Origin of the sequence: Pseudomonas sp. JDS08PS003, assembly GCF_045013505.1 — a bacterium.
GTDB classification, from domain to species: Bacteria; Pseudomonadota; Gammaproteobacteria; order Pseudomonadales; family Pseudomonadaceae; genus Aquipseudomonas; species Aquipseudomonas protegens_B.
Window position 1 is genome coordinate 6,348,171 of sequence record NZ_CP120724.1, and the last position, 20,729, is coordinate 6,368,899.

21 protein-coding genes are annotated in these 20,729 nt (G+C 60.9%); 13 read left to right on the top strand and 8 right to left on the bottom strand.

Annotated elements, in window-relative coordinates; genetic code table 11:
• Positions 1 to 4 precede the first annotated feature (4 nt).
• From thiE to P7C00_RS28345, 3 genes are all read left to right on the top strand, one after another.
• Positions 5 to 628 carry a thiamine phosphate synthase gene (gene thiE, locus P7C00_RS28335; RefSeq protein ID WP_346635679.1) on the top strand — a complete coding sequence of 208 codons (624 nt, stop codon included), beginning with the start codon at positions 5 to 7 and terminating at the stop codon, positions 626 to 628.
• Positions 629 to 660: 32 nt separating this feature from the next.
• Complete coding sequence (hemL, locus tag P7C00_RS28340) at positions 661 to 1,944, top strand: glutamate-1-semialdehyde 2,1-aminomutase (RefSeq protein WP_404937734.1); 1,284 nt, start codon at positions 661 to 663, stop codon at positions 1,942 to 1,944.
• Positions 1,945 to 2,164: 220 nt separating this feature from the next.
• On the top strand, positions 2,165 to 2,719 hold the full coding sequence (locus P7C00_RS28345; RefSeq protein WP_404937735.1) for a tetratricopeptide repeat protein: 555 nt from the start codon (positions 2,165 to 2,167) through the stop codon (positions 2,717 to 2,719).
• Positions 2,720 to 2,766: 47 nt separating this feature from the next.
• Here P7C00_RS28345 and P7C00_RS28350 read toward each other — a convergent pair whose 3' ends face one another.
• Positions 2,767 to 3,093 carry a DUF1820 family protein gene (locus P7C00_RS28350; RefSeq protein ID WP_007927079.1) on the bottom strand — a complete coding sequence of 109 codons (327 nt, stop codon included), beginning with the start codon at positions 3,091 to 3,093 and terminating at the stop codon, positions 2,767 to 2,769.
• A gap of 134 nt (positions 3,094 to 3,227) precedes the next feature.
• On the opposite strand from P7C00_RS28350, the gene miaB reads away from it, so the two are divergent.
• From miaB to lnt, 5 genes are all read left to right on the top strand, one after another.
• On the top strand, positions 3,228 to 4,556 hold the full coding sequence (miaB, locus tag P7C00_RS28355; RefSeq protein WP_221810687.1) for a tRNA (N6-isopentenyl adenosine(37)-C2)-methylthiotransferase MiaB: 1,329 nt from the start codon (positions 3,228 to 3,230) through the stop codon (positions 4,554 to 4,556).
• 200 nt (positions 4,557 to 4,756) lie between these two features.
• Positions 4,757 to 5,776 carry a PhoH family protein gene (locus P7C00_RS28360; RefSeq protein ID WP_346635677.1) on the top strand — a complete coding sequence of 340 codons (1,020 nt, stop codon included), beginning with the start codon at positions 4,757 to 4,759 and terminating at the stop codon, positions 5,774 to 5,776.
• Positions 5,769 to 6,227, top strand: a complete 459-nt coding sequence (ybeY, locus tag P7C00_RS28365; protein ID WP_102865360.1) for an rRNA maturation RNase YbeY — start codon at positions 5,769 to 5,771, stop codon at positions 6,225 to 6,227. Before P7C00_RS28360 ends, ybeY begins: the two co-directional genes overlap by 8 nt.
• 45 nt (positions 6,228 to 6,272) lie before the next feature.
• Positions 6,273 to 7,112, top strand: coding sequence for an HlyC/CorC family transporter (locus P7C00_RS28370; RefSeq protein ID WP_011063653.1), 840 nt, complete (start codon positions 6,273 to 6,275; stop codon positions 7,110 to 7,112).
• A 190-nt stretch (positions 7,113 to 7,302) separates the two neighbouring features.
• Positions 7,303 to 8,826 (top strand): apolipoprotein N-acyltransferase, encoded by a 1,524-nt coding sequence (gene lnt / locus P7C00_RS28375; RefSeq protein WP_404940110.1) that lies wholly within the window; start codon positions 7,303 to 7,305, stop codon positions 8,824 to 8,826.
• A 45-nt stretch (positions 8,827 to 8,871) separates the two neighbouring features.
• Here the strand turns inward: lnt and P7C00_RS28380 are convergent, their stop codons facing one another.
• Both P7C00_RS28380 and P7C00_RS28385 read right to left on the bottom strand, forming a co-directional pair.
• Positions 8,872 to 9,633, bottom strand: a complete 762-nt coding sequence (locus P7C00_RS28380; protein ID WP_404937736.1) for a YdcF family protein — start codon at positions 9,631 to 9,633, stop codon at positions 8,872 to 8,874.
• 125 nt (positions 9,634 to 9,758) lie between these two features.
• Positions 9,759 to 10,079 (bottom strand): hypothetical protein, encoded by a 321-nt coding sequence (locus tag P7C00_RS28385; RefSeq protein WP_346635675.1) that lies wholly within the window; start codon positions 10,077 to 10,079, stop codon positions 9,759 to 9,761.
• A 260-nt stretch (positions 10,080 to 10,339) separates the two neighbouring features.
• Here P7C00_RS28385 and leuS point away from each other — a divergent pair, with 260 nt between their 5' ends.
• The 5 genes from leuS (at position 10,340) to P7C00_RS28410 (ending at position 16,364) form a co-directional block, all read left to right on the top strand.
• Positions 10,340 to 12,946: a leucine--tRNA ligase gene (leuS, locus tag P7C00_RS28390; protein ID WP_346635674.1), complete on the top strand. Its 2,607-nt coding sequence runs from the start codon at positions 10,340 to 10,342 to the stop codon at positions 12,944 to 12,946.
• Positions 12,947 to 13,035: 89 nt separating this feature from the next.
• Entirely contained in the window at positions 13,036 to 13,641 is a 606-nt protein-coding gene (lptE, locus tag P7C00_RS28395; protein WP_346635673.1) for an LPS assembly lipoprotein LptE, read from the top strand.
• Between the two features lie 39 nt (positions 13,642 to 13,680).
• Entirely contained in the window at positions 13,681 to 14,718 is a 1,038-nt protein-coding gene (holA, locus tag P7C00_RS28400) for a DNA polymerase III subunit delta (RefSeq protein WP_115581007.1), read from the top strand.
• Positions 14,719 to 14,816: 98 nt separating this feature from the next.
• Positions 14,817 to 14,978 carry an alternative ribosome rescue factor ArfA gene (gene arfA / locus P7C00_RS28405; protein WP_007927093.1) on the top strand — a complete coding sequence of 54 codons (162 nt, stop codon included), beginning with the start codon at positions 14,817 to 14,819 and terminating at the stop codon, positions 14,976 to 14,978.
• A 63-nt stretch (positions 14,979 to 15,041) separates the two neighbouring features.
• On the top strand, positions 15,042 to 16,364 hold the full coding sequence (locus P7C00_RS28410) for a lytic murein transglycosylase (RefSeq protein ID WP_404937737.1): 1,323 nt from the start codon (positions 15,042 to 15,044) through the stop codon (positions 16,362 to 16,364).
• Between the two features lie 43 nt (positions 16,365 to 16,407).
• Here the strand turns inward: P7C00_RS28410 and P7C00_RS28415 are convergent, their stop codons facing one another.
• The 5 genes from P7C00_RS28415 to P7C00_RS28435 all read right to left on the bottom strand — a co-directional run bounded on the left by P7C00_RS28415 (position 16,408) and on the right by P7C00_RS28435 (position 20,703).
• Positions 16,408 to 17,355: an LD-carboxypeptidase gene (locus P7C00_RS28415; RefSeq protein ID WP_346635671.1), complete on the bottom strand. Its 948-nt coding sequence runs from the start codon at positions 17,353 to 17,355 to the stop codon at positions 16,408 to 16,410.
• A 162-nt stretch (positions 17,356 to 17,517) separates the two neighbouring features.
• The gene (lipA, locus tag P7C00_RS28420) at positions 17,518 to 18,540 is read right to left on the bottom strand and encodes a lipoyl synthase (protein ID WP_102865352.1); all 1,023 of its coding nucleotides are present in this window, start codon (positions 18,538 to 18,540) and stop codon (positions 17,518 to 17,520) included.
• Position 18,541: 1 nt separating this feature from the next.
• Positions 18,542 to 19,189 carry a lipoyl(octanoyl) transferase LipB gene (gene lipB / locus P7C00_RS28425; protein WP_123724387.1) on the bottom strand — a complete coding sequence of 216 codons (648 nt, stop codon included), beginning with the start codon at positions 19,187 to 19,189 and terminating at the stop codon, positions 18,542 to 18,544.
• Positions 19,189 to 19,464: a DUF493 domain-containing protein gene (locus tag P7C00_RS28430; protein ID WP_025129297.1), complete on the bottom strand. Its 276-nt coding sequence runs from the start codon at positions 19,462 to 19,464 to the stop codon at positions 19,189 to 19,191. Before P7C00_RS28430 ends, lipB begins: the two co-directional genes overlap by 1 nt.
• Positions 19,465 to 19,545: 81 nt before the next feature.
• Entirely contained in the window at positions 19,546 to 20,703 is a 1,158-nt protein-coding gene (locus tag P7C00_RS28435) for a D-alanyl-D-alanine carboxypeptidase family protein (RefSeq protein ID WP_025129298.1), read from the bottom strand.
• Positions 20,704 to 20,729 lie beyond the last annotated feature (26 nt).

Below are 20,729 nucleotides of genomic sequence, written 5' to 3' on the forward strand. Positions count from 1 at the left end.
CTCAATGAAACTACGTGGTCTGTACGCCATCACCGACAGCCAGCTGTTGGCCGGCAAGTTCCTGAAGTACGTGGAGGCGGCGCTGGAAGGCGGCGTCACCCTGTTGCAGTACCGCGATAAAAGCGACGACCAGGCCCGCCGCCTGCGGGAAGCTGAAACCCTGCTGACCCTGTGCGAACGCTACAAGACCCGCCTGATCATCAACGATGACGCCGAGCTGGCGGCACGCATCGGTGCCGGCGTGCACCTGGGCCAGACCGACGGCCCCCTGACGCCGGCCCGCGCCCTGCTGGGGCGCCAGGCAATCATCGGCTCCACCTGCCATGACCAGTTGCCGCTGGCCGAGCAAGCGGCCAAGGAAGGCGCCAGTTATGTCGCCTTCGGCCGCTTCTTCAACTCAACCACCAAACCCGGCGCGCCCACTGCCAGCCTGGAGTTGCTGGATCAGGCCCGGGCCAGCCTGCATCTGCCGATTTGCGTGATTGGCGGCATCACCCTGGAAAACGCCGCCCCCCTGGTGAGCCACGGCGCTGATCTGCTGGCGGTGGTCCACGGCCTGTTCGGCGCCGAGAGCGCTGCAGAAGTGACACGCCGCGCCCGCGCCTTTAACGCCCTGTTTAATCTTTGAATAGCCCACTGCCGATTTTTGAGAGCCCGATCATGTCCCGTTCCGAAACCCTGTTTGCCAACGCCCAGAAACACATCCCTGGTGGCGTCAACTCGCCGGTCCGCGCCTTCAAGAGCGTGGGCGGCACCCCGCTGTTCTTCAAGCACGCCGAAGGTGCCTACGTCACTGACGAAGACGACAAGCGCTATGTCGACTATGTCGGCTCCTGGGGCCCGATGATTCTCGGCCACAGTCACCCGGACGTGCTGGACGCGGTACGTAAGCAACTGGAGCATGGCCTGTCCTACGGCGCCCCCACCGCCATGGAAACCGAAATGGCCGATCTGGTGTGCTCCATCGTTCCCTCCATGGAAATGGTGCGCATGGTCAGCTCCGGCACCGAAGCCACCATGAGCGCAATTCGCCTGGCCCGGGGCTTTACCGGCCGCGACAGCATCATCAAGTTCGAAGGCTGCTACCACGGCCACTCCGACAGCCTGCTGGTCAAGGCCGGTTCCGGCGCTCTGACTCAGGGCGTCCCCAGCTCTGCCGGTGTACCTGCGGCTTTCGCCAAACACACCCTGACCCTGCCCTTCAACGACATCGCCGCAGTGCAAAAGATGCTGGCTGAAGTAGGCCAGGAAGTGGCCTGCATCATCGTCGAGCCAGTGGCCGGCAACATGAATTGTGTACCACCGGCGCCAGGCTTCCTCGAGGGGCTGCGCTCCCTCTGCGACCAACACGGCGTAGTGCTGATCTTCGACGAAGTGATGACGGGGTTCCGTGTCGCTCTCGGCGGCGCCCAGGCCCATTACGGTGTGACTCCAGACTTGTCCACCTTCGGCAAGATCATCGGCGGCGGCATGCCGGTGGGCTGCTTCGGCGGCAAGCGCAAGATCATGGAGCATATCGCGCCCCTGGGTCCGGTCTACCAGGCAGGCACCCTCTCCGGCAACCCGCTGGCCATGGCTGCCGGCCTGACCACCCTGCGTCTGATCAGCCGCCCGGGCTTCCACGCCGAACTGAGCGACTACACCAGCCGCTTGCTCGAAGGCTTGCAGCAACGCGCCGATGCCGCGGGCATTCCGTTCGTCACCACTCAGGCCGGCGGCATGTTCGGCCTGTACTTCAGTGGCGCCGACGACATCGTCACCTTCGACGACGTGATGGCCAGCGATGCCAACCTGTTCAAGCGCTTCTTCCACCTGATGCTGGAAGGCGGTGTTTACCTGGCGCCAAGTGCCTTCGAAGCCGGTTTCACCTCGATCGCCCACGGCGAGGCCGAGCTGCAACTGACTTTGGATGCAGCAGAACGCGCATTTGCCGCCTTGAAGTAAGCGCTGTAAGGCTGGCGTGGTGATCAACCATGCCAGCTTCGTGCTTTACTCGAACTTTCCCTTGGCAAAGGGGGAAATACTCAGCAAACCGGCGGATATCGCGGCCACGCAGCAGAAAAACGAGTAAAGACTTTGTAAGGTTGGCCCTGCTTATTTCATAATGCGCGCTTATTGGACCCCTCGCCGGGTCCGCGCGCCCCTCAGAGGTAAGTCGATTCCCATGAACCGCACCGGCCGCGCCCTGACATTGGGCTGCCTGTTGCTCCTTCAGCCCCTGCTCGCGCACGCACAAGCAGGCGGCAACTCGTTGTTGATCCCAGCGATGGGTCGCTGCACCCTCGATCCCCAGGCACAGGAACAGGCCGAGGCGCTAGCCGCGTGCCAGAAAGCCGCCGATGAAGGGGATGCACAGGCGCAATACGAGTTGGGTGAGTTCTACTACGAGGGCAAAGGCACGCCGCGAGACCTCAATCAAGCCCTGAGCTATTTCGAAAAGGCCTCCTTGCAAGGCCACGCCCAGGCGCAGTTCAAGCTCGGCACCATGTTCTTCCACGGCGAAGGCGTGCCGGCCAACAACGTTCAAGCCTACATCGTGCTGAAGATGGCTGCGGTCAACGGTGCCGAAGACGCCCTGGACACCGCCGACGAAGTCGCCGAGCACATGCAGCGTGACGAACTGGAAGTCGCGACCCAGGTGCTGGGACAGATTTTCCGCAAGTACCTGATGGAACTGCAGAGCGCCGATGGGCGTTCGCCTTTCTCGCCACTGCCGTAACACCTTCGTGCCATTCGCCGGCAAGCCGGCTCCTACGCAAACCAGGCTTATTTTTCGGGCATTGGCATTGGGAACGGCATGACGTTGCTCACGCCACGGGCTTCGCTGATCTTCGGCGTGCCCAGGCGCTCCACTTCGTCGATACGCACAATCGAATGCATCGGCACAAAACTGCGCACAACGCCTTCGAACTGAGCCTTGAGCTTTTCTTCACTCGGATCGACGACCACTTGCGTGCGCTCGCCAAAGACGAACTCTTCCACTTCCAGGAAACCCCACAGATCACTTTGATAGATCTGCTTGGCGTACATTTCGAACACCTGGCCCTGGTTGAGGAAAATCACCTTATAGATTGGGGCTTCACGTTTGGTCATGGTGGGCGGGCAACACATCGGGGGACAAAAATAGGGCGCGAACTATAGCATAGCTACCCGATGCGCAACGCTAGGAACCTGTGGGCATGGACCCTATAATGCGCGGTTCTTTGAATCACGTGAGACCGAGGTCCATGGCCAAGAAGCTTTACATCGAAACCCACGGCTGCCAGATGAACGAGTACGACAGCTCGCGCATGGTGGATCTGCTGGGTGAACATCAGGCCCTGGAAGTCACCGCTCGTGCCGAAGACGCTGACGTCATCCTGCTCAATACCTGCTCCATTCGCGAACGCGCCCAGGACCGGGTGTACTCCCAACTGGGGCGCTGGCGCGAGCTGAAGCTGGCCAACCCGGACATGGTGATCGCCGTCGGGGGTTGCGTGGCCAGTCAGGAAGGCGCAGCCATCCGTGATCGGGCGCCCTATGTGGACGTGGTCTTCGGCCCGCAGACGCTGCACCGCCTGCCGGAAATGATCGACGTCGCCCGCGCCACCAAGCTGCCGCAAGTGGATGTCTCGTTCCCGGAAATCGAAAAATTCGACCACCTGCCCGAGCCGCGCATCGACGGCCCCAGCGCCTATGTTTCGGTGATGGAAGGCTGCAGCAAGTACTGCACCTTCTGCGTGGTGCCCTATACCCGCGGCGAAGAAGTCAGCCGCCCATTTGACGACGTGATCGCCGAGATCATCCACCTGGCGGAAAACGGTGTTCGTGAAGTCACCTTGCTGGGCCAGAACGTCAACGGCTACCGGGGTCAGACCCACGACGGACGTATGGCGGACCTGGCCGAGCTGATCCGCGTAGTCGCCGCGGTCGATGGTATCGAACGAATTCGCTACACCACATCGCACCCTCTGGAATTCTCCGACAGCCTGATCCAGGCTCATGCCGAAGTACCAGAGCTGGTGAAACACCTGCACCTGCCGGTGCAATCGGGCTCGGACCGCATTCTGGCGGCGATGAAACGCAACCACACGGCTCTGGAATACAAATCCAAACTGCGCAAGCTACGGGCGGCAGTTCCGGGCATCTGCATCAGTTCGGACTTCATCGTCGGCTTCCCGGGCGAGACAGAGAAAGACTTCCAGCAGACCATGAAGCTGATCGAGGACGTAGGTTTCGACTTCTCCTACTCCTTTGTCTACAGCCAGCGCCCAGGCACCCCCGCCGCCGACCTGGCCGACGACACACCGGAAGCGCTGAAGAAGGAGCGCCTGAATGCGCTGCAGCATCGCCTGAACCAGCAAGGGTTCGAGATCAGCCGACAAATGGTCGGCTCGACCCAACGTATTCTGGTCACCGATTACTCCAAGAAAGACCCTGGCGAATTGCAGGGCCGTACCGAGAACAACCGGATCGTCAACTTCCGTTGCGACAATCCCACACTGATCGGCCAGTTCGCCGACGTGCACATTGACTCGGCGCAGCCCCATTCGCTGCGCGGCTCGCTGTTATCGTAAGAACTGAACTTGTGTAGGCACTGGCTTGTGTAGGAGCCGGCTTGCCAGCGAAGAGCCCCTCAAGAGCACCTTCGCCGACAAGTCGGCTCCCACGAAGAAAGCACCACCGGCCATTGCTCCGTATAAGAGCTTTCGCACCCAGGCCGCTGGCGTTATCCTTGAATTCATCTTAATTGCCGTTGGGCGGCTAAAAAACGACCTTGAACGCACCCATAGAACCTCATCGTTTCATCCTCGAGCCATTCGAGGCTCGCCGCTTCGCCAATCTGTGCGGGCAATTCGACGAGCATTTGCGCTTGATCGAGCAGCGCCTGACGATCGAGATCCGCAACCGCGGCAATCAGTTCGAACTGATCGGCGAACCCAAGCACACCACCTCCGCGGAAAATCTTCTGCGCCGTCTCTACCGGGAAACCAAGGGCACCGAGCTATCGCCGGACCTGGTGCACCTGTTCCTCCAGGAATCCGCCGTGGAAGAGTTGGACAACCCATCGGTGGCCGATGCCGCCGTAGCCCTGCGCACCAAGAAGGGCATGATTCGCCCTCGCGGCCTGAATCAGCAGCGCTATGTGAAAGAAATTCTCGGCAATGACATCAACTTCGGCATTGGCCCGGCCGGTACCGGCAAGACCTACCTCGCCGTGGCCTGCGCCGTAGATGCCCTGGAGCGTGAGCAAGTGCGGCGCATCCTGTTGGTGCGGCCAGCCGTGGAAGCGGGCGAGAAGCTCGGCTTCCTGCCCGGCGATCTGGCACAAAAAATCGACCCGTACCTGCGCCCGCTATATGACGCGCTGTATGAAATGCTCGGTTTCGAACAAGTGGCCAAGTTGATCGAGCGCCAGGTCATCGAGATCGCGCCCCTGGCCTACATGCGCGGCCGGACCCTGAACAACAGTTTCATCATCCTCGACGAAAGTCAGAACACCACCGTGGAACAGATGAAAATGTTCCTCACCCGGATCGGTTTCGGCTCCACCGCAGTGATCACCGGCGACATCACCCAGGTCGACCTGCCCAAGGGCACCAAATCGGGCCTGGCCCAAGTGATCAACGTGCTCAAGGATGTACCCGGCATCAGCTTCACTCACTTCATGCCCAAGGACGTGGTGCGCCATCCACTGGTGCAACGCATTGTCGAAGCCTATGAGCGCTTCGAGCTGCGAGCCGACGATGAGGCCGCCAAGGCTTCCGCCGACAGGGGCAACCGCCGCGATGCTTGAGCTTGACCTGCAACGCGCCAGCCAGCAGCCGGCCCCCAGCGATGAAGAGTTCCGCCAGTGGTGCGAGCTGGCTCTGCGCCAGCGCACGGCCGACTCGGAACTGACCATCCGCCTGGTGGACGAAGACGAAGGCCGTGAGCTGAATCACACCTGGCGTCACAAAGATTACGCAACCAATGTGTTGTCATTTCCTGCCGACGTGCCAGATGAGCTGCTGGATATCCCTTTGCTGGGGGATTTAGTGATCTGCATTGCGGTGGTCGAACGCGAGGCCGCCGAACAAGGCAAGGAACTTAAGGCCCATTGGGCCCATCTGGTCATTCACGGCTGCTTGCATCTGTTGGGTTACGACCATATAGATGATGACGAAGCCGAAGAAATGGAAGCGCTGGAACGAACGTTGCTTGCTGAACTGGGTCATCCCGACCCTTATGCAGACGACGAAAGCTGATCAACAACATCCACCTGTAATAACCAAGGATTCAGAGCAATCGCTATGAGCGAAGATCGATCGAGCAACGGGCAAAAGTCATGGCTGGGCAAACTGACCCAGGCTTTTGCCCATGAGCCGAAAAACCGCCAGGAGCTGCTGGAGCTGCTGCGCGAAGCCCATCAGAACAAATTGCTGGACAGCGAAGCGCTGGCCATCGTCGAAGGCGCCATCCAGGTAGCTGACCTGCAAGTCCGGGACATCATGGTTCCGCGCTCGCAGATGATCAGCATCAAGGCGACCCAGACACCACGGGAGTTCCTGCCTGCGGTCATCGATTCGGCGCACTCGCGCTACCCGGTGATCGGTGAAAGCCATGACGACGTGATGGGCGTCCTGCTGGCCAAGGACCTGCTGCCGCTGATCCTCAAGGAGAACGGCGACAGCTTCAACATCAAGGATCTGCTGCGCCCGGCGACCTTCGTCCCCGAGTCCAAGCGCCTGAACGTGCTGCTGCGCGAGTTCCGCGCCAACCACAACCACATGGCCATCGTCATCGACGAATACGGCGGAGTGGCAGGCCTGGTGACCATCGAAGACGTGCTGGAACAGATCGTCGGCGACATCGAGGACGAGCACGACGTCGAGGAAGACAGTTACATCAAACCGCTTCCCAGCGGCGACTTCCTGATCAAGGCGCTGACGCCGATCGAGAACTTCAACGAGTTTTTCGACAGCGACTTCTCCGATGACGAATTCGATACCGTCGGCGGCCTGGTGATGAGTGCTTTCGGCCACTTGCCAAAACGCAACGAAATCACTGAAATCGGCGCCTATCGCTTCCGCGTGCTCAACGCCGACAGCCGGCGGATTCATCTGCTGCGCCTGACCCCCATCTCCCGCTAGGGACAAGGGTCATCAGCCCTCCCCCGCACAGAATCATCGTCCCAAGGCCAACCACCAGGCCCCGGGACGACAGATCTCGGGGGCGGACTGTCAAACAGCGCCGCAGGGTTCGCCACTCATCTGAATCCACCCACCCCATCTCCTCGCGCCCCGCCCGGTGCGAAACAGGAAAGAGCTGATGAAACGCCTCTTGCAGCGCTCAACCCGACCCGGCTGGCCCGGCAACCTGCTGGCCGTTGCAGCCGGCGCCATCACCACCCTGGCCTTGGCGCCCTACGACATCTGGCCCCTGGCGCTGCTGGCAGTGGGACTGTTCTATGCCGGTCTGCGGGAGCTCACGCCCCGCCAGGCTCTGGGCCGTGGCTGGTGCTTCGGTTTCGGTCTGTTCGGCGCCGGCACCAGCTGGATCTACGTCAGCATCCACACCTACGGCGGTGCGTCCGCGCTGCTTGCCGGCCTGCTGATGCTGGCCTTCATCGCCGCCATTGCCTGGTTTTTCGCCCTGCCTGCCTGGCTTTGGGCCCGCTGGCTGCGGCGCAACGAAGCCCCTCTGGCGGACGCTCTGGCATTCGCCGCCCTGTGGCTGGGACAGGAAGCGTTTCGCGGCTGGTTCCTCACCGGCTTCCCCTGGCTCTACTCCGGCTACAGCCAGCTCGACGGTCCCCTGGCAGGACTCGCACCTGTGGGCGGCATCTGGCTGATTTCCTTCTCCCTGGCGTTGACCGCTGCGTTGCTCTACAACCTGCCGCGCCTGATCAAGGCCGGACGCAAGGGGTTTATCGCCGCCGGCCTGTTGCTGCTGGCTGCGCCCTGGGTAGTTGGCCTGGCACTCAAAGGTCACGCCTGGACCAGCCCTTCGGGTGATCCGCTTTCGGTCGCCGCCATCCAGGGCAATATCGAACAAAGCATGAAATGGGACCCGGCCGAGCTCAATGCCCAGTTGGCCCTGTACCGCGACATGAGTTTCAGCAGCAAGCGCGTGGACTTGCTGGTCTGGCCGGAAACCGCCGTCCCGGTGCTCAAGGAGTCAGCCGAGGGCTACCTGACGATGATGGGCAACTTTGCCGCCGATCGTCATTCAGCGCTGATTACCGGAGTTCCGGTGCGCCAGTTGGTGCACCATGAAAAACGCTACTTCAACGGCATCACCGTAACCGGCGAAGGCGACGGCACCTACCTGAAACAGAAACTGGTGCCCTTTGGCGAGTACGTGCCCCTGCAAGAGCTGCTGCGCGGCCTGATCGACTTCTTCAACCTGCCGATGTCGGACTTTGCCCGCGGTCCGGCCGACCAGCCACTGCTGCAAGCCAAGGGGTATCGGATTGCGCCGTTCATTTGCTACGAAGTGGTCTACCCTGAGTTCGCCGCCGGCCTCTCGGCCCGCAGCGACCTACTGCTGACCATCAGCAACGACACCTGGTTCGGCACCTCCATCGGCCCTCTGCAGCATTTGCAGATGGCTCAGATGCGCGCCCTGGAAGCCGGGCGCTGGATGATCCGCGCCACCAATAACGGAGTCACCGGGCTGATCGATCCGTTCGGCAAGATCACCGTGCAGATTCCACAGTTCGAGCGTGGCATTCTCTATGGCGAAGTGGTGCCCATGCACAACCTGACGCCGTACTTGCAGTGGCGCTCATGGCCGCTGGCAGTGCTCTGCGCCCTGCTATTTGGCTGGGCCTTGCTGGCCAGCCGTATTGCCAAGACCGTCTAGAAACCGTCGCCCGCAAGCCGGCTCCTGTTGGAGTCGGCGCGGTGATCAGCGATAAAAGAGGCGATAGCCTAACTGGCCCACCGCCTCGTTCAGCAACTGGCCGCTCTGCCAGATCGACTTGAACTCCGGCATCCAGCCTCCCAACGGGCGGGCGTTGTCCACCCCCAGAAAACCTACCGGTGCCGGCACTACGACAAATCCTGCGCGCTCAAAACTCCAGACGGAACGGGGCATGTGCCAGGCCTGGGTCACTACCACCACGCGCTTGATACCCAATGGCTGCAAGACTTCGGCGCTGAACTGGGCGTTTTCCCATGTGGTGCGGCTGCGACCTTCCTGCCAACGCACGTGCACACCAAAGTCATTGAGCAGTGATTCGGCCATCAGTGCAGCCTCGGTGGGCGGCGTGCCGTAATGCAGGCCGCCACTGGTCAACAGGGGCAATTCGGAAGCCTTGGCCAGCCGAGCAGCATAACGCTCGCGCTCCAAACCCACGCCGGTGGGCTGGTCAGAACCCCAAGCCGGGTCACCCCGCTCACGGCCGGAACCCAGGACTACGATCGCATCCGCCTGCTCTGCCAGGCTGGCCCATTGACTCTGTGGCAAGGGCGGTAACCGTTCAAGCCCACGAGCTCCCCACTCCACCATTACCGGCAGGCTCATCAACCAGAAGCCACCCAACCCCAGAACAAAGCACCCTCGCGCCAATCGAGGCCTGGAACGACGCAGGCTCCAGGCGAGCAGAAGCAACAGCAAGAGAATGCCGGGCGGCAGCAGTAACTGTTTGATGAAATAGCGAAAAGGCATCGAGCATCTCCAAAAGATGCTCGAAGCCTAATGGGGATACCCATGCGGCAACAACCGCTGCCAGGCACTTTTGCTTTCGAGGTCCTCGGACACGACCTCGCTCAACCCAATAAAGGGCTCGGGACCTACTTGAACTGCTGGGACCGGACGTTTACCGAATCCCTGTGGGGCGCCTGATCCTTCAACCAAATGACCTTGGCCGAACGGGGCATTTCCTGGTGTTGCAGACTGCTCGATACATTGACCTGCATTTCATGCTGACTGCGGGCCAGGTAGACCCTGATCAATTCGAACTCAGCAGGGCTCAACCCCCGCAACTCCAACTCGGCCGGCCGTTCATTGCGCAATCGATCCGCAGTTTTTGCCGCATCCAGGGCCAGAGCCAGTCGATTCAGCAGCCTTTCATACACCTGCGGTTCTGTTACTTTTCGCTGCGATTCAAGCATCCGTTCACCTCATCGAAGATAAGAATCACTCCCCTTTTTGAGCTTAGTCGGACAGCTGAAAGCGACGCGCCGCCGCGACCAACGGCCCGCGCGAACAATCAGGGTTTCCCTCCGCAGAGTGCGGTCATGTATGCTACGGCGCTTCCTGTAACTCCACTTCCAGCTCCACCGGGCACTGAAAAACGCCGTATTTGGCGCCATCACCACCCGAGGTTGCGTTGAAGAGGATTAGGCCACCCCTATTCAGTACAAAAGTAGCCATGCACGAACACTATCAGCCCCGTGAAATCGAAGCCGCCGCCCAGTCGTTTTGGGATGAGCAAAAGTCCTTTGAAGTCAGTGAACAGCCAGGCAAGGAAACTTACTACTGCCTATCGATGTTCCCTTACCCCAGCGGCAAGCTACACATGGGGCACGTGCGCAACTACACCATCGGCGACGTGATTTCCCGCTACCAGCGCATGCAAGGCAAGAACGTCCTGCAACCCATGGGTTGGGACGCCTTCGGCATGCCGGCGGAAAACGCTGCGATGAAGAACAACGTCGCACCAGCCAAATGGACCTACGAAAACATCGCCTACATGAAGACCCAGCTGCGCAGCCTGGGCCTGGCGGTGGATTGGTCTCGTGAGGTCACCACCTGCAAGCCGGACTACTACCGCTGGGAACAGTGGCTGTTCACCCGCCTGTTCGAAAAAGGCGTGATCTACCGTAAGAACGGCACCGTGAACTGGGACCCGGTCGACCAGACCGTCCTGGCCAACGAACAGGTAATCGATGGCCGCGGCTGGCGCTCCGGCGCGCTGATCGAGAAGCGCGAAATTCCGATGTACTACTTCAAGATCACTGCTTACGCGGATGAGCTGCTGGAGAGTCTCGACGAGCTGCCGGGCTGGCCCGAGCAGGTCAAGACCATGCAACGCAACTGGATCGGCAAGTCCCGTGGCATGGAAGTGCAGTTCCCCTACGACCAGGCGTCGATCGGCGAAACCGGCACCCTGAAAGTCTTTACCACCCGTCCGGACACCCTGATGGGCGCGACTTACGTCGCCGTCGCGGCCGAACACCCGCTGGCCACCCTGGCCGCCCGGAACAACCCCGAGCTGCAGGCATTCATTGCCGAATGCAAAGGCGGCAGCGTTGCCGAAGCCGACATGGCCACCCAGGAGAAAAAAGGTCTGCCGACCTCGCTGTTCGTCGAGCACCCACTGACTGGCGAGAAGCTCCCGGTCTGGGTCGCCAACTACGTGCTGATGCACTATGGCGATGGCGCAGTAATGGCGGTGCCGGCCCACGATGAGCGCGACTTCGAATTCGCCAGCAAGTACAGCCTGCCGATCAAGGCCGTGGTGCGCACCAGTGCCGGCGATGAGACCCCTGCTCCATGGCAGGATGCTTACGGCGAACACGGTGAACTGATCAATTCCGGCGAATTCAACGGCCTGGACTTCCCTGGCGCGTTCGACGCAATCGAAGTGGCCCTGCTGAAGAAGAACCTCGGCCAATCGCGCACCCAGTTCCGCCTGCGGGACTGGGGCATCAGCCGTCAGCGTTACTGGGGCTGCCCGATCCCGATCATCCACTGCGACAGCTGCGGCGATGTGCCGGTGCCGGAAGACCAATTGCCGGTCGTGTTGCCGGAAGATGTGGTGCCGGACGGAGCCGGTTCGCCCCTGGCACGCATGCCCGAGTTCTACGAGTGCAGTTGCCCGAAATGCGGCGCACCGGCCAAGCGTGAAACCGACACCATGGACACCTTCGTCGAATCGTCGTGGTACTACGCCCGCTACGCCTCGCCGCACTATGAAGGCGGCCTGGTGGAAAAATCGGCTGCCGACCATTGGCTGCCAGTGGACCAGTACATCGGCGGTATCGAACACGCCATCCTGCACCTGCTCTACGCGCGCTTCTTCCACAAACTGATGCGTGACGAAGGCCTGGTGAGCTCCAACGAGCCATTCAAGAACCTGCTGACCCAAGGCATGGTGATCGCCGAGACCTACTACCGTCGCGAAGCCAACGGTGCCTACACCTGGTTCAACCCGGCGGACGTCGAACTCGAACGCGACAGCAAGGCCAAGGTCATCAGCGCCAAGCTGATCGCGGACGGCCTGCCGGTGGAAATCGGCGGCACCGAGAAGATGGCCAAGTCGAAGAACAACGGCGTCGACCCACAGTCGATGATTGACCAGTTCGGCGCAGACACCTGCCGCCTGTTCATGATGTTCGCTTCGCCACCTGACATGAGTGCCGAATGGTCGGACTCCGGCGTTGAAGGCTCGCACCGTTTCCTCAAGCGCGTCTGGCGTCTGGCTCAAGCCCACGTCACCCAGGGCCTGCCGGGCACACTGGATATCGCCAGCCTGAACGACGAGCAGAAAGCCATTCGCCGCTCGATCCACCAAGCCATCAAGCAGGCCAGCCACGACGTGGGCCAGAACCACAAATTCAACACCGCCATCGCCCAGGTGATGACGCTGATGAACGTGTTGGAAAAAGCCCCACAAGGTACCGAGCAGGATCGCGCACTGGTTCAGGAAGGTCTGGAAACCGTGACCTTGCTGCTGGCGCCGATCACTCCGCACATCAGCCACGAACTGTGGAATCGCCTGGGTCACGCCGACCCGGTGATCGACGCCGGCTGGCCGGTATTGGACGAAAGCGCACTGGTTCAGGACAGCCTGCAACTGGTCATCCAGGTCAACGGCAAGCTGCGCGGCCAGATCGACATGCCGGCCAGCGCCAGCCGTGAAGAAGTCGAGGCCGCGGCGCGCAGCAACGAGAACGTGCTGCGCTTCACCGAAGGTCTGACCATCCGCAAGGTCATCGTGGTGCCTGGCAAACTGGTCAACATCGTCGCCAGCTAATTGGATCAGGCGCCCGGTCCGGGACCGGGCGCCGAACAAAACCTTCAGGGCCACAAGGTTGGCCCATATGGTTTCAAGGGGAGCAATACATGATCAAACGTAACCTGCTGGTGATGGGCCTGGCTGTACTGCTGAGCGCCTGTGGCTTCCAGTTGCGCGGCACGGGAACCCAGGAGCTGACCATCAAGGAGCTCGACCTGAGTGCTCGTGACGCCTACGGCACCACCGTGAAAATGCTCCAGCAGCAACTGGAAAACAGTGGCGTACGGGTCCATGCCGGCGCGCCCTACAAGCTGGTGCTGCTGAATGAAGAAAACTCCCAGCGCACGCTCAGCTACACCGGCGGTGGCAGCTCGGCCGAATACGAGATCAGCACAACGCTCAGGTACGAGATCCTGACTCATGACAACCTGCGCCTGCTCAATGACAAGCTGGAAGTGCAGAAAGTCTTCCTGCACGACGGCAACAACATCACTGGCTCGGATCAGGAATCGTCTGAAACCCGCAAGGAAATGCGTCGCGACCTGATTCAGCGGATGCTGATCCGTCTGCAACTGCTGACCCCGGAACAGCTTGCTCAACTGCAGGCTACCGCCGAGGCCAAAGCCAAGGCAGAAGCCGAGGCCCTGGAAGCTGCACGCAAGGCTGAGGCGGAAACTCCGCAACAGTCTCCCTTGGAACTGCCGAACCAGTAAGCCTTGCGGGGCGCTCAGGCGCCCCTCTGGCCCCCGCCTATGAAACTCGCTCCCGCCCAACTCGGCAAACACCTGCAAGGCACTCTAGCGCCGGTCTACGTGATCAGCGGCGACGATCCCTTGCTGTGCCAGGAAGCCGCCGACGCCATTCGCTCTGCCGTACGCCAGCAGGGGTTCGACGAGCGCCAGGTCTTCAGCGCCGATGCCAGCTTCGACTGGGGCACCCTGCTGCAAGCAGGGGCCAGCATGTCGCTGTTCGCAGAAAAGCGCCTGCTGGAGTTGCGCTTGCCTTCGGGCAAGCCTGGGGACAAGGGCGCGGCAGCACTGATCGAATACTGCTCGCGTCCGGCCGAAGACACGGTACTGTTGATCAGCCTGCCCAAGCTCGATGGCAGCGCGCAGAAGACCAAGTGGGGCAAGGCCCTGGTCGAAGGTGCCCAGACTCAGTTCGTGCAGATCTGGCCAGTGGACGCCAACCAGCTTCCACAGTGGATTCGCCAGCGCCTGTCCCAGGCCGGCCTGTCCGCCAGCCAGGACGCCGTGGAGCTGATCGCCGCCCGGGTAGAAGGCAACCTGCTGGCGGCCGCCCAGGAAATCGAAAAGCTCAAGCTGATGGCCGAAGGCGGGCAGATCACCGTCGAAACGGTACAGGCCGCCGTGGCCGATAGTGCTCGCTTCGACGTGTTTGGGCTGGTGGATGCGATTCTCAACGGCGAGGCCGCTCATGCTTTACGCATGCTTGAAGGACTGCGAGGCGAAGGCGTCGAACCACCGGTCATTCTCTGGGCCCTGTCCCGGGAACTGCGACTGCTGGCCAACCTGGCACTGCAATTCAGTCAGGGCGTACCGCTGGACAAGGTCTTCAGTCAGGCTCGCCCTCCTGTCTGGGACAAGCGCAAACCCTTGATGAGCAAAGCCTTGCAGCGCTATTCGGCGCAACGTTGGGGCCAATTGCTCCTGGATGCCCAGCGTATCGATGCACAGATCAAGGGCCAAGCCAGCGGCTCGCCCTGGAGCAGCCTGAGCCGTCTGTCGCTGCTGATGGCCGGCCAACGCCTGGCATTGCCTGCCGAATAATCGCGCCACTAATCTTTTGCTTGCACTAGACAGCAGAGCCACTCTGGCCGATGATTCGCGCCGCAACACTTTTCCTCCTGAAAAAGCGAGCATTCACCATGAGCAAGCCATCCAAGCATGGCCCCAACAAGGCCAAGTCCATCATCGCCCAGCCACTGTTCCGCAGCCGTCAGGAACGCCCGGCCAAGGGCAAAGGCAGCTACCGCCGCGAAGCCTTCCAGTCTAAAAGCTGGGAGGCTTCTTACTTTCTGGCCGCCTGAAGCCCTGAACCCCGTTGGCATGATAAGGTCTGCACCTGATTGTTATTCTCTCTGGACCTGTGCATGCCCTTTTGTCTTTTTCGTCGTTGGCACATGCGCCAACTGATCGCTGCCTCCAGCCTTGTTCTGCTAGTCGCCTGCGCGGAGAAACCCACTGCCGCCGACGCCCAGCCGCTACCCAACCTCCAGGCAGCCCCCCTTGCCGCACCTGCTACTGTCGCGCCACTCGCCGTCGACAATCTGGACATCCAGCCCACTCAGACCTTCGATGAATGGTTGAACGCCTTCCGCGCCGAAGCCTTGGGCGCCGGAGTCCGCGCGGATGTATTCGACCGCGCCTTCGCTGGGGTCACCCCGGACATGAGCGTGATCAAGGCCGACCGCAGCCAGCCGGAGTTCACCCGCCCCGTCTGGGAATACCTGGATGGCGCACTGTCGCCGGTACGGGTACGCAAGGGCCAGGCACTGCTGGTCCAATACAGCGACATCCTGCAACGAATCGAACAGCGCTATGGCGTTGATCGCCAGGCCTTGGTGGCCGTCTGGGGCATGGAGAGTAATTTCGGCGACTTCCAGGGCAACAAGTCGGTGATCCGCTCCCTGGCCACCCTGGCGTATGAAGGACGACGCCCGGCCTTTGCCAACAGTCAGCTGATTGCTGCCTTGCAGATCATTCAACACGGCGACATTCAGCCAGAGAAGATGCTGGGCTCCTGGGCCGGCGCCATGGGCCAGACCCAGTTCATTCCGACCACCTACAACACTCACGCCGTGGACTTCGACGGCGATGGTCGTCGCGACATCTGGAACAGCCCGGCTGACGCCCTGGCTTCCACCGCTCACTATCTGCAGAGCTCAGGATGGCAAAAAGGCCAGCCCTGGGGTGTTGAAGTCCAGCTCAACAGCGGCTTCGACTATGCCCTGGCCGATGCTTCCACTCGCAAGACCGTGACCGAGTGGATGCGCCTGGGGATGACAACCGCCAATGGCAAGGCGCTGCCTTACGGCTCTGAGCAATTGTCCGCATCCTTACTGCTGCCTGCGGGTTATCGGGGGCCGGCGTTCCTGATCCTGGATAACTTCCGAGCGGTGCTCAAGTACAACAACTCATCGTCCTACGCCCTGGCAGTCAACCTGCTGTCCGAACGCTTCGGCGGCGCCGGTCTGATCAGTGGCAACTGGCCCAAGGACGACCTGCCTCTGAGCCGCTCCGAGCGCATCGAACTGCAGACCCTGCTCAGCACCAACAACTACGACGCCGGCAACCCCGACGGCATCATCGGAGCCAACACCCGCAAAGCCATTCGTAGCGCCCAGCAAGCACTGGGCTGGCCCGCAGACGGCTACCCGACTCACAAGTTGCTGGACAGACTGCGCAACCGCTAAGCCCAGAACTGGCGAAGTGGGTCTTCCTTCGCCAGGACCAGCCCTACTTGAACACCACGTCCTGCGCCAGGGTCAGCTCCCTGGCCCCTGCATCTAACCTGACCAGAGCACCCATGGGCAAAGTCAGGTTGGGGTCACAATGGCCACTGCGCCATCCCGCCAGCACCGGAATCCGCAGCGGCTCGAAAGTCTGCTTGAGCAGGCGGCACAAGGCGCTGAAGTCCACACCGGCCACATCCCCGACCAAGACGCCACGCAGGCTGTCCAACTTGCCGGCCAGCCGCAGGTGATTGAGCAGGCGATCTATGCGATACAGCGGTTCGTTGACGTCCTCAATGAACAGGATGATGCCGTCGGTATTGATCTCATACGGGGTGCCGAGGGTACTGGCGATCATCGACAGGTTCCCGCCCAGCAAAGAGCCTAAGGCGATACCCGGCTCGATGGTGGTCAAAGGGAACGCCACCGGATGGGGCAGCAGACTGCCCGCCTTCACCTGGCCCCGGAGCAGATTGAAAAAGCACGCCTCGGTTGGCGGTTGCTTGTCACCTAGCAGGTCGGCATTGAGCATCGGCCCGTGAAAGCTCACAAATCCTGCATAGCGGTTGATCGCCAGGTGCAGGGCAGTGATATCGCTGTAGCCGACAAAGGGTTTTGGATTGCGCCGCAGCAACTCAAAGTCGATTTTGTCCAGCAAACGCGGGCTGCCGTAACCCCCGCGCAGGCACAGAATGGCATCGATGTCGCTATCGGCAAACGCGCTGTGCAAGTCATCGAGACGCACCTCGTCGCTGCCGGCCAGGTATCCCTCTTGCTGCCCAACACCGGGAAAAATCCGCAGCGTATAACCCCGGGAACGCATCCATTGAAAGGCTTTTTCGGTATCCAGCGCTGCGGGACCGGCAGGGGCGATAAGGCCGATGACGCCTTCCGCAGCCAGTGCCGGCACCGGCAGGTGAGCATGAAGGGCAGCAGTCGGTTGGATGGGCATGCAGATTCTCCCTGTGTGAGTTCACTCAAGCACAGTAGCCATGAATCTCGTTAAACAGAAGAGGAGGAGGCGACCGGGTGGACGAAAAAACAACTGAGACGGAAGAGGTGCTCGAAAGAGCCGGGAAACTGCCCGCAAGACCCAAGCCTTGCGGGCAGCAAATCAGGAAACCAGGCCTTCTCGGGCCAGTTTCGCTTGTTCGTCGGCGTGATACGAGGAACGTACCAGCGGGCCCGAAGCGACATTCTTGAAGCCCATCTTGTAGCCTTCCTCGGCGAACCAGGCGAAGGTATCCGGGTGCACGAAGCGCTGAACCGGCAAGTGGTTGCGGGACGGCTGCAGGTACTGGCCAAGGGTCAGCATATCGATGTCGTGCTCACGCATGCGCTTCATGACTTCGATGACTTCGTCGTCGGTTTCGCCCAGGCCCAGCATCAAGCCAGACTTGGTCGGTACATGGGGCACCAGTTGCTTGAACTTCTGCAGCAAAGTCAGCGACCACTGGTAGTCCGAGCCCGGACGCGCAGCCTTGTACAGGCGCGGCACGGTTTCCAGGTTGTGGTTGAACACATCCGGAGGCGTGGCAGCGGTGATTTCCAGGGCTACATCCATGCGACCGCGGTAGTCGGGCACCAGGGTTTCCAACTGTACGTTCGGCGACAGCTTGCGGATCTCGCGAATGCAGTCGGCAAAGTGCTGAGCACCGCCGTCACGCAGGTCGTCGCGGTCCACCGAAGTGATCACCACATACTTCAGGCGCAGGTCGGCGATGGCCACTGCCAGATTCATCGGCTCGTCAACATCCAGAGGTTTCGGACGGCCGTGGCCAACGTCACAGAACGGGCAGCGACGGGTGCAGATGTCGCCCATGATCATGAAGGTCGCGGTACCGCCGGAGAAACATTCGCCCAGGTTCGGGCAGGATGCTTCTTCGCAGACGCTGTGCAGTTTGTGCTTGCGCAGCAGTTGCTTGATCCGGTCGACTTCCGGGGATACCGGAATCCGCACCCGGATCCAGTCCGGTTTCTTCGGCAGTTCGGTGGTCGGAATGATCTTCACCGGAATGCGCGCAACCTTTTCCGCACCGCGCAATTTGACGCCGGCTTCAACTTTCGGACGTGGCGCCCGCTCGGAGACATCCACCGTCGGGATCAGGGTTTGAACAGCGTCTTGCGCAGTAGTCATATCAGTCGATTCCGCCCGTTAGGGTCGTCTGCTCAGCATAGTCGAGGTGTTTGACGAGCTGCGCACGCAGCCGGGCACTTACCTCGGCAAATTCAATCGGCCCTGCATGGTCGCTTAGCTGGGTCATCGCCAACCCGGCATAACCACAGGGGTTAATCCGTCGAAACGGCTGCAAATCCATATCCACGTTCAAGGCCAGACCGTGAAAGGAGCATCCGTGACGGATACGCAGGCCCAGGGAAGCGATTTTCGCCCCATTGACGTAGACACCCGGTGCATCGGGCTTGGCCGCTGCCGCTACGCCATAACTGGCCAGCAGCTCCACCAGGCACTGTTCCATGCGACTGACCAGATCTCGTACACCGAATCCCAGCCTGCGCACGTCCAGCAACAGATAGGCGACCAATTGGCCCGGCCCGTGATAGGTCACCTGACCGCCACGATCCACCTGCACCACCGGGATATCCCCCGGAAGCAAAAGGTGCTCGGCCTTGCCCGCCTGGCCCTGAGTGAATACCTGTGGATGCTGCACCAGCCAGACCTCGTCCGGTGCACTGGTGCCGCGTTCATTGGTAAAACGCTGCATGGCATGCCAGACCGGCTCGTAAGCCATCAGGCCAAGCTCACGAAAGCCCAGCGTTTGCGGCATCACAGCACCATGTGGACGACACCGGTAGCACGCAGGGCACTATTGATATCACGCAGTTGGTCTTCACCGGTGGCGGTGATGTGCAGTTGTACCGTGGTGTACTTGCCGTTGCTACTCTGACGCTCGGCCAGGGACTTGATGTCCAGGGTGGCGTACTTGGCAAGGATCTCGATCACGGTGTCCTTGAAGCCGACAACCGTGTCACCGATCACCTTGATCGGATAGTCATCGACGGGGAATTCAATCTTGTGCGACTTAACGTCAGTGTCTGTCATGGCAGTAACGGCCTCGTAAGCCGTGGCGACGGACATGACCCCCACTCTACTTAAGAGCGAGGGCCACGCGGGTCGACAATATCAGTTGAACAAGCCGTAGAAGAATAGACGGATGCTATCCCACATGCGGCGGAAGATACCACCTTCGTCGACCGCTTCCAGGGCGATCAGGTCAGCGCTGTGCACCACCTTGTCGTCCAGTTTCACTTCGACTTTACCAATCACGTCGCCCTTGGCGATCGGCGCAACCAGTTGCGGGTTCATGGTCATGCTGGCGGCGAGCTTTTTCAACTGGCCTTTAGGCATGGTCATGGTCAGATCTTCAGCCAGACCGGCCTTGACCTGATGAGTGGTGCCCTTCCACACCGGCGCCTGAGCCAGCTCGGTGCCTTTCTGGTAGAAGGTCTGGGTTTCGAAGAAACGGAAACCGTAGGTCAGCAGCTTCTGGGTTTCGGCGGCACGAGCCTGTTCGCTGTTGGTGCCGAACACCACGGCGATCAGACGCATGCCATCACGTACTGCCGAAGACACCATGCAATAGCCGGCTTCATCGGTGTGACCGGTTTTCAGACCATCGACAGTCTTGTCGCGCCACAGCAGCAGGTTACGGTTAGGTTGCTTGATGCCGTTCCAGAAGAACTCCTTCTGCGAGTAGATCGCATAGTGGGCAGGGTCTTCGTGGATGATCGCGCGAGCCAGCACGGCCATGTCGTGGGCCGACGAGTAGTGCTCAGGGTTCGGCAGACCGGTCGGGTTCATGAAGTGGCTGTTGCTCATGCCCAGATCGGTAGCCGTCTTGTTCATCATGTCGGCAAACGCGTCTTCGCTGCCGGCAATGTGCTCGGAAACCGCAACGCTGGCGTCGTTACCGGACTGAATGATGATGCCGTGCAGCAAGTCGCTGACGGTGACTTGCGAACCCACCTTGATGAACATCCGCGACCCGCCGGTACGCCAGGCGTTCTCGCTGACGGTCACCGGATCGTTCTCGCCGATCTGGCCGCGACGGATTTCCAGGGTCGCGATGTAGGCTGTCATCAGCTTGGTCAGACTGGCCGGCGGCAGGCGCTGGTCACCATTGTTCTCCACCAGCACGTTACCGCTGCTGGCGTCCATGAGCACATAGGATTTGGCGGCCAGTTGCGGTGGCGACGGCATCGCTTCGACCGCCCAGGCGGCGGGCGTGATGATCAGCGGGACAAGCAGGCACAGGCGTTTGGCAAAGGTGGTGATGTTCATCCGTCTCTCGAAGTTGCTAATGGAAA